This is a genomic window from Amantichitinum ursilacus, from assembly GCF_001294205.1.
Lineage (GTDB): Bacteria > Pseudomonadota > Gammaproteobacteria > Burkholderiales > Chitinibacteraceae > Amantichitinum > Amantichitinum ursilacus.
In genome coordinates, this window is sequence record NZ_LAQT01000003.1 from 105,498 (window position 1) to 120,272 (window position 14,775).

Sequence of the window (14,775 nt, forward strand, 5' to 3'; positions counted from 1 at the left end):
CCTGGTGGGTTACAGAATCACACTTCGTCCGGTTCTTCTGCGGTTTGCTGGCGTTTGATGCTGTCACCACGATGATCCATCAGACACTCCTTGTGCTTTACGATCTGCCGGTCGAGCTTGTCGACCAGCGCATCGATGGCGGCGTACATGTCTTTGTCGACTGCCTCAACATGAATATCTTTTCCGCGTACGTGAACGGTCACGTCGGCCTTCTGCTGTAGTTTTTCTACAGAGAGAATCGCGCTCACGTCTACCACCTGGTCGAAATGCCGCGTTATCCGGTCAAGCTTGCTGGTGATGTAGTCCCGGATGGCGGGGGTCACTTCGAGGTGATGTCCGCTAATGTTGAGGTTCATGGCGATCTCCTTCTGGTTAAGCCACTGGTCCGTAGCCCGCCCAGAGACAGGCGCAGCTACAGGTTTTTGCGCAGATTGACAGGGGGGACGTTCATCCCCTCCCGGTACTTGGCAACGGTTCGTCGCGCAACCACGATCCCTTGCCCTGACAGTGCCTCCGCAATGGCGCTGTCTGATAACGGCCTGGTCTTGTCCTCGTTGTTGATCATCTGGCGGATCAGCGCTTTGATGGCTGTCGCGGAACACTCGCCGCCCGCCTCCGTTTCCACATGACTACCAAAAAAATACTTGAATTCCAGCAACCCGCGCGGGGTCATCATGTACTTTTGCGTGGTGACCCGGGACACCGTCGATTCGTGCAGATCAAGCACCTCGGCGATGTCGCGCAATACCAATGGCCGCATGGCCACTTCACCGTGTTCAAAGAAAGCGCGTTGCCGTTCCACAATCGCCTGCGCCACACGCAGGATGGTTTCAAACCGTTGCTGCACACTCTTTACGAGCCATTTGGCTTCTTGCAGTTCCCGAGCCAGGACACCGCCTTCACTTCTTTGCAGGATATCTGCGTAAACCTGATTAAGCCGCAGCCGGGGCATGGCTGACGGATTAAGCCGTACCGTCCACTGACCTTTGTATTTCTGCACCAGGACATCAGGCACCACATACCGCGGCGTCAAGGCAGCCCACTGCGCAGCGGGCCGGGGATTGAGCGAGGTAATGACGCCTTGTGCGGCTTTAAGCGCCGCGTCGTCACATTTCAGTAATCGTTTTAACTTAGTGTAGTCGCGGGCCGCGAGTAAATCGAGATGCTGCCCCACGATCACCTGCGCCAGTTGTCTGGCCGAACTGTCCGGCAGTAAGCGCAACTGCATCAGCAACGCTTCGGCCGTACCACGCGCGCCCACGCCCACAGGCTCCATCTGCTTGAGCCGCGCCAGCGCCACCGCCAGGTCGTCCACTTCGAGTTCTAATTGAGTGACGATCTCGGCTGGAATTTGTTCCAGCAATTCTTCGAGATCAATCGGCAGCAGGCCTTCGTCGTCGAGCGCGTCGATCAGAAAAGCCAGCGCCGCGTGGTCGCGCGCAGGCAGATGCAGCACGCCGGCCTGCTCCAGCAAATGCTCGCGCAGCGTGATTTCGCGCGCGACTTGCGTGGTGGGGTCAAAGTCATCGTCATCGTCGCCATTGCCGCGGCTGCCACTGCCCGAGCCCCAGTTTTCGCTGTCGCCGTGGTCGTCGTTGTAATCGCGTTGATCGTCGTTGCTGGATTCAGTGCTGCCTTCCGCCGGGGCGTCGCCGCTGCTGCCGTTATCGTGTTCCAGCAGCGGGTTTTCGAGCAGATAGCGGTCGATTTCCTGCTGGAAATCGAGCGTGGAAAGCTGCAGCAATTTGATCGATTGCTGCAGCTGAGGCGTGAGATTGAGCTGCTGTGACAGCCGCAGTTGCAAGGATTGCTTCATGCGACCTTGTAGTAAGCAGAAATGTGGAGAAGATCGCGCTGCATGATGTCGAGTCTGGCAATTACATGCGGAAGTGTTCGCCCAGATAAACCTTGCGCACTTGTTCGTTGGTAACGATTTCTGCAGGATGGCCCGAGGCCATCACTGCGCCTTCGGAAATGATATAGGCGCGATCACAGATGCCAAGAGTCTCACGCACGTTGTGATCGGTGATCAATACACCAATACCCCTGTCCCGCAGGTAGGCAATGATGCGCTGGATGTCCATCACCGCAATGGGATCAACACCGGCAAACGGTTCATCCAGCAAAATAAAACGTGGATTGGCCGCCAGCGCGCGGGCAATTTCAGCCCGGCGGCGTTCGCCACCCGACAGGCTCATGGCCTGATTGTCGCGTAAATGGCTGATATGCAGTTCCTGCAACAACTCGTCCAGCCGCGCATTGCGCTCGGCGCTGTCTTTAAGGTGCAGTTCCAGTACTGACATCACATTTTGCGCCACCGTCATCTTGCGAAAGATCGACGCCTCTTGCGGCAGATAACCCAGGCCCAGCTGTGCGCGTTCGTGCATGGCCATATGGCCGATGTCCTGGCCGTTGAGGCGGATTTCACCGCCGTCCATGGCCACCATGCCCACGATCATATAAAAGCTGGTGGTTTTGCCCGCGCCATTGGGGCCCAGCAAACCCACCACTTCGCCTGCGGCCACTTCGATGGTGACATCGCGTACCACCGTGCGTTTGCGATAGCGCTTCATCAGCCCCGTCGCGCTGAGCGAAAGCGGCGCGTTATCAGCCTGGATTGCGGTACTCATTGGGCCTCACTGGCGTTGGTGGCGGCCGGGCGCGCTGCAGCAGCCGGTGCGCTGGCTTTCTTCTTCGGCGTAATCGTGATGTTGACGCGACTGCCGCTCTTGCCCGTGGTTTTGGCTTCGTACTGATCGGTGTTCAGGTTGTAGGTGATGATGTCACCGATCACTTCGTCCTGATCTTTATGCACATTGGCTTTGTCGATCAGCGTCAGCAGGCCGGTTTTGCCGTTGTAGTCATAGCGCAGCGATTCGGCGGTAATCCAGGTGCCGTCATCGCCGCGTTCGCGAAACTTGACCGGGTTGCCCTGGCCTTGCGAAAACTGGTTGCCGTCGGCGTCCTGGCTGATGGTCAGCTTGTCCGAGCGCAGCGTCATGCTGCCCTGCGTGACGATGACATTGCCAATATAGACACCGGTATTGGTCTTCTGGTCGAAGTTGCCCTGATCCGCCTGAATGTGGATTTTTTCTTCGCGGTCAGCCTTGGCCGCGTGCACGAGGCCGCTCGCCAGCATCAAACCTGCGATGAAAAGGCTAGCGAGTGCGCTTCGGTGGATCATAAATGGTGCTCACTTTCGATTTAAGAATGATGGTCTGCTTCTGGGTATCGGCCGAAAAGCCCACGCCACTGGCGCGCGAGCCGCCCATATCGGCCACAACTTCGGCATCCGACCAGACCAGGCCCGGGGTAGGCGCAAACCAGACTTGCCGTCCGGTAATCACCAGTTTTGTATGTTGTTCATCGGGCTGACGCGTCAGCACCGCGGTGTCGGGCATCCATAACTTGTCGCCCTTGTTGATCGATTGCGCGCTCGACGTCACCAGATCCATGCGCGGCTTGCCGGGCAGGACGTAGGTAAAGTGCGGATTGTCGAACCAGGCGACGTCATTTTCGGTGATATGACGTACGCGGTCGGCATCCAGCCGCTCGAACGGTTGACCGGCTTCGTTAAAGCGCACGCTGTGCGTTTTCTGCACGATCAGGTCGGGCTCGTTGTTGCGGTTCAGATGCTCCAGCGCGGGCAGCGATGCGGCGCTGTTCAGCAGCCACACCAGCAGGCCCAGCATGACAATCATCACCAAAGGCAATAGGCGTTGCGACACGGAAACCCTTAGCGCAAATAGCTGGCCAGCACGCCTTCCAGCGTACCTTGTGCAGCCATGATGGTTTCACAGGCCTCACGCACGGCACCGTGGCCGCCGCGCGCGGTGGTCACATAGTGGGCGTGGCGGCGCACAAATTCGGGTGCGGCGGGCACCGAGACGGCAAAAGCCACCTTGGTCATGACCGGTAGATCGATCACATCGTCGCCCATATAGCCGCATTCTTCCGGCTTGTAGCCGGTGGCGTCCAGCAATTCGGCAAATGTTGCGCCTTTGTCACCGGAGCCTTGATAAACGTGCGTAATTTTGAGATTGGCCGCACGGTGCGCCACCAGCTTCGACTGGCGGCCCGTGATGATGGCGATTTCGACGCCCGTATTGGCCAGCATGCGAATGCCGTGCCCATCCAGCGCGTTGAACGCCTTGATCTCTTCTCCGGCGTCGGTGTAATACAGGCCGCCATCGGTCATCACGCCGTCTACATCAAAAATCATCAGCCGGACTTGGTTTGCGGCGTGGGTCATTAACTGGGTTTCCTTAAGGATTGAAGATCTGGCCGCCGTCGCGGCGTCAGACCACACGCGCCTGAAGCAGGTCGTGCATATTGAGTGCGCCGGTCAGCCGGCCTTGCTGCATTACCAGCAAGGCGCCAATGCGCCGGGATTCCATGATCAACACGGCCTCAGCCGCCAGCCGGCTGGCTTCGATGGTGACCGGGTTGTTGGTCATCACATCGGCCACGCAAGTCTGGTGGACGTCGACATTGCGATCGAGTGCTCGGCGCAGATCGCCATCGGTAAAAATACCAACCAGATTGTGTTGTTCATCCAGCACAGCGGTCATGCCCAGGCCTTTGCGGCTGATTTCCATCAGCGCATCGCGCACGGTGGTGGTGGTGTGTACTACGGGCAGGGCGTCGCCGTGGCGCATGATATCGGCCACGTGGATCAGCAAGCGGCGGCCCAGGCTGCCGCCCGGATGCGACTGGGCGAAGTCTTCCGCGCCAAAGCCGCGTTCTTCCAGCAGCGCCACCGCCAGCGCGTCGCCGAGTGCCAAAGCCACGGTGGTGCTGGCCGTGGGGGCCAGATTAAGCGGGCAAGCCTCTTGCGCCACGCTGGCGTCCAGCCACACCCGGGCTTCGCGCCCCAGCGTGGATTCGCGATTGCCAGTCAGCGCAATGATGGGTACGCCCAGGCGTTTAAGGCTGGGCACGATGGCCAGCAATTCATCGCTCTCGCCTGAATACGACAAGGCCAGCACAACGTCTTGCGGCGTCACCATGCCTAAATCGCCATGGGCAGCTTCGCCAGGATGCAGAAACAGCGCGGGCGTGCCGGTGCTCGACAAGGTGGCGGCAATCTTGCGCGCCACGTGGCCGGATTTGCCCATGCCGGTGACGGCCACACGGCCCTTGCAGGCCAGCAGTAGCTCACAGGCCTCGGCAAACGAGGCGTCGATACGGGCAGAGGCGGTGTCCAGCGCGGCCGCTTCTACGGACAGCACGCGCCGGGCGCGCGCAATGAATCGGGAGTCTTTGGATGAGCTCATAGCCTGACAGTATAAAAGAGCATGCAAGTCTCATGCCAGCCGCGTTGTTACGAACGGAGTCTGTGGGTATGCTGGTACGCACAAAATTCCGTCGAACCTGCACATGCCCATCCACCTGCACTCCGTGTTGCTGTTGTTGGCAGCAGCCGTCATTACCGTCGTTGCCTGTCGCAGCATCAAACTGCCCGCCATGCTGGGTTATCTGGTGGTGGGGATGTTTATGGGCCCGCACGCGTTGGGGCTGGTGGCCTCGTCTGAAAATGCCGATCACCTGGCGGAATTTGGCGTGGTGTTCCTGATGTTTACGCTCGGCCTCGAATTTAACCTGGCCCGCCTGGTGGCGATGCGCCGTGTGGTGTTTGGCCTGGGCGCTAGCCAGGTGGCGGTGACCGCCCTGCTGGTGTGTGGTGTGACCTTGCTGGCCGGCGCCGAATGGAAAACCGGTCTGGCGCTGGGCGGCGCGCTGGCGATGTCTTCGACGGCGATGGTGTCGCGGCTACTGGCCGAACGCAATGAAATCAACGCGCCGCACGGCCAGAACGCCATCGGCGTGTTGTTGTTCCAGGATCTGGCGGTGGTGCCGCAGCTGATCATGATCCCGGCGCTGAGCCGCCCCGGCCCCGAGATGCTGTATGCGCTGGGCCTGGCGGTGGTCAAGATCGGGGTGGTGCTGTTCCTGCTGTTGTACCTGGGCCAGAAGCTGATGCGGCCGTGGTTCAACATGGTGGCGCGCCAGCATTCCAGCGAACTGTTCATGATCAACCTGCTGCTGATTACGCTGGGCATCGCCTGGCTGACCGATCTGGCGGGCTTGTCTCTGGCGTTGGGCGCATTCCTGGCGGGCATGTTGATTGCCGAAACCCAATATCGCTATCAGGTGGAAGACGATATCCGCCCGTTCCGGGATTTGCTGCTGGGATTTTTCTTTATCACGGTGGGCATGAACCTGGATTTCAGTACGCTGCTGCAACGCTGGTGGCTGGTGTTGGGCGTGATGATCCTGATGGGGCCGGTGAAGATGTTGCTGATCTCGGGCCTGGCGCGACTGTTTGGCAATACGCCTGGCACCAGTTTGCGCACAGGTTTTGCCTTGGGGCAGGGTGGTGAGTTTGCCTTTGTATTGCTGGCAGTGGCGGGCACGGCGGGCATTGTGCCGCCTGGGCTGCATCAAGCCACCATCGCAGGCGTGGTCTTGTCGATGCTGGCCACGCCGTTTGTGATCCGCTACAGCGACAAGCTGGTGCTGCGGTTTGCCAGTTCCGAATGGAACAATATGGCAGCCAACTTGCATTTGATTGCGGTGCGGTCGATGCAGGCGCAAGGGCACGTGGTGCTGTGCGGTTTTGGCCGTAGCGGCCAGTCGCTGGGGCGCTTTCTGGCGCAAGAAGACATTCCGTTTTTCGCGCTTGATCTGGACCCCGAGCGCGTGCGCGAAGCGGGCGCGGCGGGCGAATCAGTGGTGTATGGCGATGCCGCCAAGCGCGAAGTATTGCTGGCGGCCGGCCTGATGCGCGCGCGCGCCTTGATCGTCACTTATGCCGACACCCACTCGGCACTGAAGATTCTGGAGCTGGTGCATCAGCTCAAGCCCGAACTGCCCGTAATTGTGCGCACCTATGACGACAGCGATATCGACAAGCTGAAAGCGGCGGGCGCGGCCGAAGTAGTGGCCGAAATCATGGAAGGCAGCCTGATGCTGGCCTCGCACACGCTGATGCTGCTTGGCGTGCCGCTGAATCGCGTGCTCAAACGCATCCGCAGCGTGCGGGAAGATCGCTATCAGATGTTCCGCGGCTTTTTCCGCAGCACCAGCGATGACCTGGAAAACGAAGGCGACCGGCCTGCGCCGCGTTTGCACAGTGTGCATCTGATTGCAGGTGCGGCGGCCATCGGCAAAGCGGTGGGCGGGCTGGCGCTGGACGCCATGCATATCGAAGTAAAAAGCGTGCGCCGGACCAATATGCGCCCGGTGGAACCCGAGGCCGACTTCGTGTTGTGCGAAGGCGATGTGATGGTATTGCTGGGCGAGCCGGAAGGCCTGGCGGCGGCGGAAGTCGTACTCCTTAAAGGCGCTTGAGTCAGACCCTGATTGAGCGCCGCAAGTACAAACGGGGTGGATTATGTATCCACCCCGTTGTTGTTTCTGCAGTCTCGCGTGCTGGATCAGCGTTGCGCCAGCTTGGGCCGTTTGCCTACTTTAACCTGCAGCGTCAGATCTTTACCGTTGCGAAACACATGCATCTCAACGGTGTCTTCGGGCTTCAGTTCGGCAATCTGGTTAAGCATGCCGGACGAATCGCGCACATCTTTCTTGCCCACGGTCAGCAGAATATCGCCGGGGCGGATGCCTGATTTATCGGCCGGGCTGCCGCGCACCACACCGGCAATCAACGCCCCGTGCGCAGGCATCAGCTTGAACGATGCGGCCAGCTCGGGCGTGACATCCTGCGCTTCAACGCCCAACCAGCCGCGCGTCACCTTGCCGTCCTTGATGATCGCTTCCATGACCTGACGCACGGTGGTGGCCGGAATGGCAAAGCCGATCCCCAACGAGCCGCCCGATTGCGAATAAATCGCGGCGTTGATGCCAACCAGACTGCCCTGGGTATCAACCAGCGCGCCGCCTGAGTTACCCGGGTTGATCGGCGCATCGGTCTGGATAAAGTTCTCGAAAGTATTGATGCCCAGCTGCGAGCGGCCCAGCGCCGACACAATGCCCATCGTCACCGTCTGGCCCACGCCAAACGGGTTGCCAATGGCCAGCACCACATCGCCGATCTGCACTTTGTCGACATCGGCAAAAGAAATGGTGGGCAGCTTGCCTTCTTCCACTTTGATGACGGCCAGATCGGTATCGGGGTCCGCGCCGACCACGCGCGCATCGGCGGTGCGGCCATCGGCCAGCGCCACTTCAATCTCGTCGGCCGATTCGACCACGTGGTTGTTGGTGACGATATACCCCTGCTCCGACACGATCACGCCAGAACCAAGGCTGGATGCGCGTTGCGGGTCGTCATTGCCAAAGAATTTGCGAAAGAACGGATCGTTGAGCATCGGGTGCCGGGGCGAGCGCACTTCTTTCGACGTATAGATATTGACCACCGCGGGCATGGCCTTGCGCGCACCGGCGCTAAAGCTCACCGCCAAAGGCGGCGTTTCGCGCGTCGGCATCGACGCGACAGGGGCTGAAGCGCGATTGGATTCGCGCAGGGTGATCACTTCGCGCGCCTTGTTAACCGGTAACCACGCCGGATTCAGCAAGGTGAGCAGAAACCAGATCGCCAGCCCGATGGTGGTGGTTTGTGCGAAAATCAGCCAGAGTTTTTTCATAAAGGCGTGGGTTGATGTCGGTTTCCAGACAAGAGCTTGAAAATTATATCGGACAATACTTGCGGGTTTCTTTATTTCGCGATTACTGCCCGAACGGGATTCAGGTTGAAGGCCGCGCCAGTATCCAGCGCATTGCCACGGCTGTCACGGCCAGTCTGGCCGCGATTGAAGCCGCCCATGCCATTGGCGCGGACGCCTTGCTGGTGCATCACGGTTATTTCTGGAAAGGCGAAGCCGCCCCGATCACGGGCACCAAAAAAGCCCGCATCGCCCGCCTGATCAGCACGGATATTAATCTGTTCGCTTATCACTTGCCGCTGGACGCCCACCCGGACGTGGGCAATAACGCGACGCTTGGTCAAATTCTGGGCGCGCGGACGGTGGGGCAGTTTGGCGAACAGAACCTGGCGTGGATCGGAGAATTTGATGCGCCTGTCACTTTGCGTCAGCTGGGCGCGCGTTTGCATAGCATGCTGGAGCGCGAGCCCTTGTTGATTGGCGATCTGGACAAACCGCTACGTCGCATCGGCTGGTGTACCGGCGGCGCGCAGAGCTTTTTTCATGAAGCCGCGACGCTGGATATTGATTGCTTTGTGACGGGCGAGGCCTCCGAGTTCGTCACCCATACCGCGCGTGAATCCGGCGTCGCCTTTGTCGCCGCCGGTCACCACGCCACCGAGCGTGGCGGGGTTCGCGCGCTGGGCGCACATCTGGCGGAACACTTCGGCCTTGATGTGACTCATCTCGACATTCCCAATCCGGTGTAAATGCTTGTGACTTCTACTCTTTCGATTCGCCATGCTGGCGTCGCCCTTGTGGCCGCGCTGATTCTGGCTGGCTGCGCCAGCACGTCTTCCCCGACCACCGCTTCGACCGCACATAGCGGCAACGTGATTACGCCGGTGCCACTGGGCCAGCCGTTGCCCGATACCAAACTGCCCAAAGTCACCGCCGCGCCCAGCGTGCTGATTGCGGGCCGCCCGGCTGCCGCCATCCTGGATGACGTCGTCAAATACCGGACCGGCAAGGGCATGACGCTGCGCAATCGCTCCAGCAACAAGGCCGAATTTGCCCAGACTATTCCGAATGCCAAGCAACCGACCGAAGCGCGCATGGTTTATCTGCTGGCGCCGGTTAATGGCGGCCTGCAGCTTTCGGCACGGGTGTTTCAGGTGAGCTATCCTGGAACGGCGCGCGAAAAAGTCGCCGAGATCACCGGCGTGGTGGCCGACAAACTCAATCAGGAACTGGGCGGTTACGCGCAAGGCGGTAACTGGCACTAGGCAACACCGGCCGTTAATGCTTGTGGCGGTCAAATAACCCTCATGATATTGCGGCTTTGAGTTCAGGCCGTCGGTCGGGTAGAATTCAGCAGTTTTAACCAGGGACCGGGTGGCGTTGCGTCTTTTAAAGACCGCCCACGACGGTTTCTCGTTCACCATCAAGTCAGGGATCGGGTTATGAGTGACCAGCACGTTGATAACAGCAAACGGCGGTTTCTGCTGCTCGCCAGCAGCGGCGCAGGCGCCGTGGCCGTGGCCGGAATTGCCACACCTTTTGTAGCCAGCTTTTTGCCCTCGGAGCGCGCCAAGGCCGCAGGCGCACCGGTGGAAGTTGATATCAGCAAGCTCGAAATGGGCCAGAAGGTCAACGTGGAATGGCGTGGCAAGCCAGTGTGGGTGGTCAAGCGCACCAAAGAAATGATCGACAGCCTGCCCAAGCTGGATGGCGAACTGGCCGATCCGAAATCGGATTCGAGCGATCAGCCTGACTACGCCAAAAATGAAGCACGCGCACTCAAGCCTGAGATCTGGGTTGCTACCGGCGTCTGCACCCACCTCGGCTGTTCGCCCACTTATCGTCCGGATCTCGCGCCGGCCGATCTGGGCCCGGGCTGGCTGGGCGGCTACTACTGCCCCTGTCATGGCTCCAAGTACGACCTCGCCGGTCGTGTTTACAAGGGTGTGCCGGCACCGCTGAATCTGCCGATCCCGCCCTACAAGTTCCTGACCGATACCACGATTCGTATCGGTGAAGACAAGTAAACGCCACTACTGAGGCATGAACATGAGCAAAGCACAACAACTCCTGGACTGGGTGGACGCGCGGTTTCCGCTGACCGCCACCTGGAAGTCCCAGATGTCCGAATACCGGGCGCCTAAAAACTTCAACTTCTGGTATTTCTTCGGCTCGCTGGCCCTGCTGGTGCTGGTGCTGCAGATCGTTACCGGTATTTTCCTGACCATGAACTACAAGCCGGATGGCTCGTGGATTCCTGGCACTAACGTTTCCGTCGCGTTCAACTCGGTGGAATACATCATGCGCGACGTCGCGGGTGGCTGGATCATCCGTTACATGCACTCCACCGGCGCCTCGATGTTCTTCGTCGTGGTTTACCTGCATATGTTCCGCGGTCTGATCTACGGCTCGTTCCACAAGCCGCGCGAACTGATCTGGGTGTTTGGCTCGCTGGTCTTCCTGTGCCTGATGGCCGAAGCGTTCCTCGGTTATCTGCTGCCGTGGGGTCAGATGTCGTTCTGGGGCGCGCAGGTGATTGTTAACCTGTTTGCATCGATCCCTGTGATTGGCCCGGATCTGTCCACCTTCATCCGCGGTGACTTCGTGGTGTCGGACGTCACGCTGAACCGCTTCTTTGCGCTGCACGTGATTGCCGTGCCGCTGGTGCTGCTGGCGCTGGTGATGGCTCACTTGATTGCGCTGCACGAAGTGGGTTCCAACAACCCGGACGGCGTGGATATCAAAAAGCACAAAGACCCGGTAACTGGTTACCCGATCGACAGCGTGCCGATGCACCCGCACTACACCATCAAGGACATCCTGGGTGTAGTGGTGTTCCTGATCGTGTTCTCCAGCATCGTGTTCTTTAAACCGAACATGTTTGGCTTCTTCCTCGAAGACAACAACTTCATCCCGGCAGATCCGCTGAAGACGCCGCCGCACATTGCGCCGGTTTGGTACTTCACGCCGTTCTACGCCATTCTGCGCGCCGTGCCGTCGTTCCTGGGCACGCAGGTGTGGGGCGTGTTGGCGATGGGCGCCGCTGTGGTGATGATTGCGCTGCTGCCGTGGCTGGATCGCTCGCCGGTCAAGTCCGTGCGTTATCGCGGTCCGGTGTTCAAGGGCGCGCTGGTGGCCTTTATCGTGGCGTTTATCGGCCTGGGCATGCTGGGTGCGCTGCCGCCGACCGATATCCGCACGCTGGTTTCGCGCATTCTGTCCGTGGTGTATTTCGCCTTCTTCCTCGGCATGCCGATCATCTCGAAGATCGATACGTACAAGCCTGTGCCTGATCGCACCACCGTGCCGCCGTTCTCGGCCAAGGTGAAGATGATCGTGTACTTCCTGATTACGTTCGCGCTGGCCGCGCTCTTCGCCAAAGTGATTTAAGGACAACCGCAGCCATGAAACTGAATTTACGTGTTTGGCTTGCCGCCGCTGTACTGGCACTGCCGCTGGCCTCTTTCTCTTTTGCTGAAGAAGGTGGCCCTGAGCTGGACAAGGCCCCGGTTAACATCCAGGACGCTGAATCGCTGCAACGCGGCGCGCAGACCTTTGTTAACTATTGCCTGTCGTGTCATGGTGCAACCATGTTGCGCTACAACCGCCTGCAAGACATTGGCCTGACCGAAGACCAGATCAAGAACAACCTGATGTTTACCACCGACAAGGTCGGCAACATCATGAAAGTGGCCATGACCAACGCCGATGCCAAGCAATGGCTCGGCGCCGCGCCACCTGATCTGTCGCTGGAAGCCCGTGCCCGTGGCGCGGACTGGCTGTATACCTATCTGCGTTCGTTCTACCGCGATGATTCCCGCCCGACCGGCTGGAACAACGCCGTGTTCGACAAAGTGGGCATGCCGCATGTGCTGTGGGAGCTGCAAGGTCGCCAGGATCCGGTTTACAAAACCGAGAAAGTGAACGGCAAAGACGTGCAGACGCTGGTGGGTGTCAAGCTCACCCAAGCGGGTCTGCTGACCCATCTGGACGGCGAAAAGGCCGATACCACCGACTACGACAAGCGCGTGGGCGATCTGGTTAACTTCATGGTTTACATGAGCGAACCGGCGCAAATCCATCGCGAGCAGATCGGTTACGCGGTCGTGTTGTTCCTGCTGTTCATTCTGCTGCCGCTGGTTTATGCGCTGAAGAAAGACTACTGGAAAGACGTCGAGCACTAAGCGTGACAGTTTGCCGGTATCAATAAAAACGGAGCCTGCGGGCTCCGTTTTTTTACGTCTGAAATATTCCAGGAAAATAGCGATTTATCGTTGCAGATCATGGGCTTATGTGCCTAAATTCGCTTTTCTGCAGCAAAAGCTTTAAAATTCAACGCTTTGCGAAATCCATCTGGAGTATCCCGTTTATGATGAAGCTGTATTCCGGCACCTCCTGCCCGTTTAGCCATCGCTGCCGTATTGTCCTGTTTGAAAAAGGCATGGACTTCGAAATCATCGACGTCGATGTCCACAGCAAGCCGGAAGACCTGGCCGTCATGAACCCGTACAACGAGGTTCCGGTGCTGGTTGAGCGTGATCTCACGCTGTACGAATCCAATATCATCAACGAATACATCGACGAACGCTTTCCGCATCCGCAACTGATGCCGGCTGATCCGGTGATGCGCGCTCGCGCTCGCCTGATGCTGTTCAATTTTGAACGCGAGCTGTTCGTACACGTCAAAACGCTGGAAGACGGCGCGGCCACCAAGAAAGCGCAAGACCTGGCCCGCACCACCATCCGCGACAACCTCACCCAGATCGCCCCGCTGTTCACCAAGCAAAAGTTCATGCTGGGTGAAGAGTTCTCGATGCTGGACGTGGCGATTGCACCGCTGCTGTGGCGCTTTGAGCACTACGGCATCGAAGTGACCAAGCCGCTGGCTTCGGTAATGAAATACGGTGAGCGTCTGTTCAGCCGTCAGGCGTTTATTGATTCGCTGACCGCCAACGAAAAAGCCATGCGCAAGTGATATAGAGTGAGGACAGGCGCGGCCACATTCGGCCGCGCAGTCCTCGTTATCGGGGTACGTTCATGTCATCGATCTCCACCAAACCTTATCTGATCCGCGCCATTCACGAATGGTGCTCTGATCATGGCTTTACGCCGTACCTGGTCGTGTCCGTTCGCGACAAGATGCAGGTGCCGATGGAGTACGTAAAGAATAACGAAATCGTGCTCAATATCAGCTATAACGCCACACGTAACCTGAGCTTGAGTAACGATTTTGTGTCGTTTTCAGCGCGCTTTAACGGCGTGTCGCGCGATATCGTGATTCCCGTGGGCGCTGTGGTGTCGATCTTCTCGCGGGAAAACGGTGAAGGCATGGGCTTTGAATACGAAGCGCCGCCCGAAGCCGCCTTGCTGGATGACGCGCCGGCCGCTTCGGACCATAGCGCCGACAAGCCGGATGACGACGATGATCACACGCCGCCTGAGCCGCCACGTCCGGCAGGCCGTTCGCATCTACGCGTAGTCAAATAACTGTTTTTGTGGCCGCACTACGGGTCACAACGTAAAAGCCCGCTCTGGTAGCGGGCTTTTTTGCGTCGGTCGCGAGGTAAAGCGCCGCCGATCCCCGATGTAGTGCAGTTTGCATGCAAAAACTACGTAGTATTAAGCCAAAATGGTGCGGTTATAATTGTTGCTCGCATCATTTGTACTACGTGATTTTTGGCTTTTTGCGCTGTAAAACGCGAAATAATGAATGCAATGTGCTGTTAATAAAGCATTTTATGTAACACTGACAAATTTGCTTGCCGCTAGAATGTAGTTAAAAACCGACGAACGTTTTAAATTTGGCTACGTAGTTTAACTACGCATGGTGTATGATTCGCTCATTGACATTCAACTCGCAGGAGCAAGCATCATGGCTATCAGCATCCCGTTCTTCGGCAAGATTGGTTCTGACATTCAATCCCTGGCCCCCAACACTCGCGTTAACCGCGCCAGCGCCCTGGGCGAGCCGGAACGCATCGACGGCATCGTCCTGTACCAAGTGGGCAAGCGCGCTAAAGTGTGCTGGGGTCCGGGCAAGAGCCGCATGGAGCCGGTCGACAAGCTGGTGATGATCGTCGAATAAGTTTCGACATCGCCACGCGCAACGAGCGCATCCAGACAGCCAAAAAAAAACCCGCAGCTTCTACCG

The 14,775-nt window shown here is 58.6% G+C and carries 17 protein-coding genes; 9 read left to right on the plus strand and 8 right to left on the minus strand.

All coding sequences use genetic code 11. The features are described 5' to 3' along the window. Positions 1 to 17: 17 nt before the first annotated feature. The 7 genes from hpf to WG78_RS05320 form a co-directional block, all read right to left on the minus strand. Entirely contained in the window at positions 18 to 356 is a 339-nt protein-coding gene (hpf, locus tag WG78_RS05290; protein WP_053936756.1) for a ribosome hibernation-promoting factor, HPF/YfiA family, read from the minus strand. Positions 357 to 412: 56 nt separating this feature from the next. Next, a complete protein-coding gene (locus WG78_RS05295; protein WP_053936757.1) occupies positions 413 to 1,816 on the minus strand; it encodes an RNA polymerase factor sigma-54 in 1,404 nt (467 codons plus the stop codon). 61 nt (positions 1,817 to 1,877) lie between these two features. Beyond that, positions 1,878 to 2,630: an LPS export ABC transporter ATP-binding protein gene (gene lptB, locus WG78_RS05300; protein ID WP_053936758.1), complete on the minus strand. Its 753-nt coding sequence runs from the start codon at positions 2,628 to 2,630 to the stop codon at positions 1,878 to 1,880. Continuing rightward, positions 2,627 to 3,184: a lipopolysaccharide transport periplasmic protein LptA gene (gene lptA, locus WG78_RS05305; protein ID WP_083458785.1), complete on the minus strand. Its 558-nt coding sequence runs from the start codon at positions 3,182 to 3,184 to the stop codon at positions 2,627 to 2,629. Before lptA ends, lptB begins: the two co-directional genes overlap by 4 nt. Further along, entirely contained in the window at positions 3,159 to 3,728 is a 570-nt protein-coding gene (lptC, locus tag WG78_RS05310; protein WP_152969068.1) for an LPS export ABC transporter periplasmic protein LptC, read from the minus strand. The genes lptA and lptC overlap by 26 nt, the downstream gene beginning before the upstream one ends. Positions 3,729 to 3,736: 8 nt before the next feature. After that, positions 3,737 to 4,252 carry a KdsC family phosphatase gene (locus WG78_RS05315; protein WP_053936761.1) on the minus strand — a complete coding sequence of 172 codons (516 nt, stop codon included), beginning with the start codon at positions 4,250 to 4,252 and terminating at the stop codon, positions 3,737 to 3,739. A 46-nt stretch (positions 4,253 to 4,298) separates the two neighbouring features. Continuing rightward, positions 4,299 to 5,276, minus strand: coding sequence for a KpsF/GutQ family sugar-phosphate isomerase (locus tag WG78_RS05320; RefSeq protein ID WP_053936762.1), 978 nt, complete (start codon positions 5,274 to 5,276; stop codon positions 4,299 to 4,301). Positions 5,277 to 5,379: 103 nt separating this feature from the next. Between WG78_RS05320 and WG78_RS05325 the strand changes: the two genes are divergently transcribed. After that, positions 5,380 to 7,353, plus strand: a complete 1,974-nt coding sequence (locus tag WG78_RS05325; protein ID WP_053936763.1) for a monovalent cation:proton antiporter-2 (CPA2) family protein — start codon at positions 5,380 to 5,382, stop codon at positions 7,351 to 7,353. 86 nt (positions 7,354 to 7,439) lie between these two features. On the opposite strand, the gene WG78_RS05330 is transcribed toward WG78_RS05325, so the two are convergent. Continuing rightward, on the minus strand, positions 7,440 to 8,606 hold the full coding sequence (locus tag WG78_RS05330) for a Do family serine endopeptidase (RefSeq protein WP_053936764.1): 1,167 nt from the start codon (positions 8,604 to 8,606) through the stop codon (positions 7,440 to 7,442). 14 nt (positions 8,607 to 8,620) lie between these two features. Between WG78_RS05330 and WG78_RS05335 the strand changes: the two genes are divergently transcribed. From WG78_RS05335 to WG78_RS05370, 8 genes are all read left to right on the plus strand, one after another. Further along, a complete protein-coding gene (locus tag WG78_RS05335) occupies positions 8,621 to 9,373 on the plus strand; it encodes a Nif3-like dinuclear metal center hexameric protein (protein ID WP_053936765.1) in 753 nt (250 codons plus the stop codon). 6 nt (positions 9,374 to 9,379) lie between these two features. Next, positions 9,380 to 9,889: a hypothetical protein gene (locus tag WG78_RS05340; RefSeq protein WP_152969069.1), complete on the plus strand. Its 510-nt coding sequence runs from the start codon at positions 9,380 to 9,382 to the stop codon at positions 9,887 to 9,889. A 177-nt stretch (positions 9,890 to 10,066) separates the two neighbouring features. Continuing rightward, positions 10,067 to 10,651: a ubiquinol-cytochrome c reductase iron-sulfur subunit gene (petA, locus tag WG78_RS05345; RefSeq protein ID WP_053936767.1), complete on the plus strand. Its 585-nt coding sequence runs from the start codon at positions 10,067 to 10,069 to the stop codon at positions 10,649 to 10,651. A 22-nt stretch (positions 10,652 to 10,673) separates the two neighbouring features. Next, entirely contained in the window at positions 10,674 to 12,014 is a 1,341-nt protein-coding gene (locus tag WG78_RS05350) for a cytochrome b (protein WP_053937020.1), read from the plus strand. A 14-nt stretch (positions 12,015 to 12,028) separates the two neighbouring features. Next, positions 12,029 to 12,808: a cytochrome c1 gene (locus WG78_RS05355; protein ID WP_053936768.1), complete on the plus strand. Its 780-nt coding sequence runs from the start codon at positions 12,029 to 12,031 to the stop codon at positions 12,806 to 12,808. Between the two features lie 185 nt (positions 12,809 to 12,993). Next, entirely contained in the window at positions 12,994 to 13,599 is a 606-nt protein-coding gene (locus tag WG78_RS05360) for a glutathione S-transferase N-terminal domain-containing protein (protein WP_053937021.1), read from the plus strand. A gap of 62 nt (positions 13,600 to 13,661) precedes the next feature. Further along, positions 13,662 to 14,111 (plus strand): ClpXP protease specificity-enhancing factor, encoded by a 450-nt coding sequence (locus WG78_RS05365; protein ID WP_053936769.1) that lies wholly within the window; start codon positions 13,662 to 13,664, stop codon positions 14,109 to 14,111. A 385-nt stretch (positions 14,112 to 14,496) separates the two neighbouring features. Beyond that, entirely contained in the window at positions 14,497 to 14,709 is a 213-nt protein-coding gene (locus WG78_RS05370; RefSeq protein WP_152969070.1) for a hypothetical protein, read from the plus strand. Positions 14,710 to 14,775: the final 66 nt, after the last annotated feature.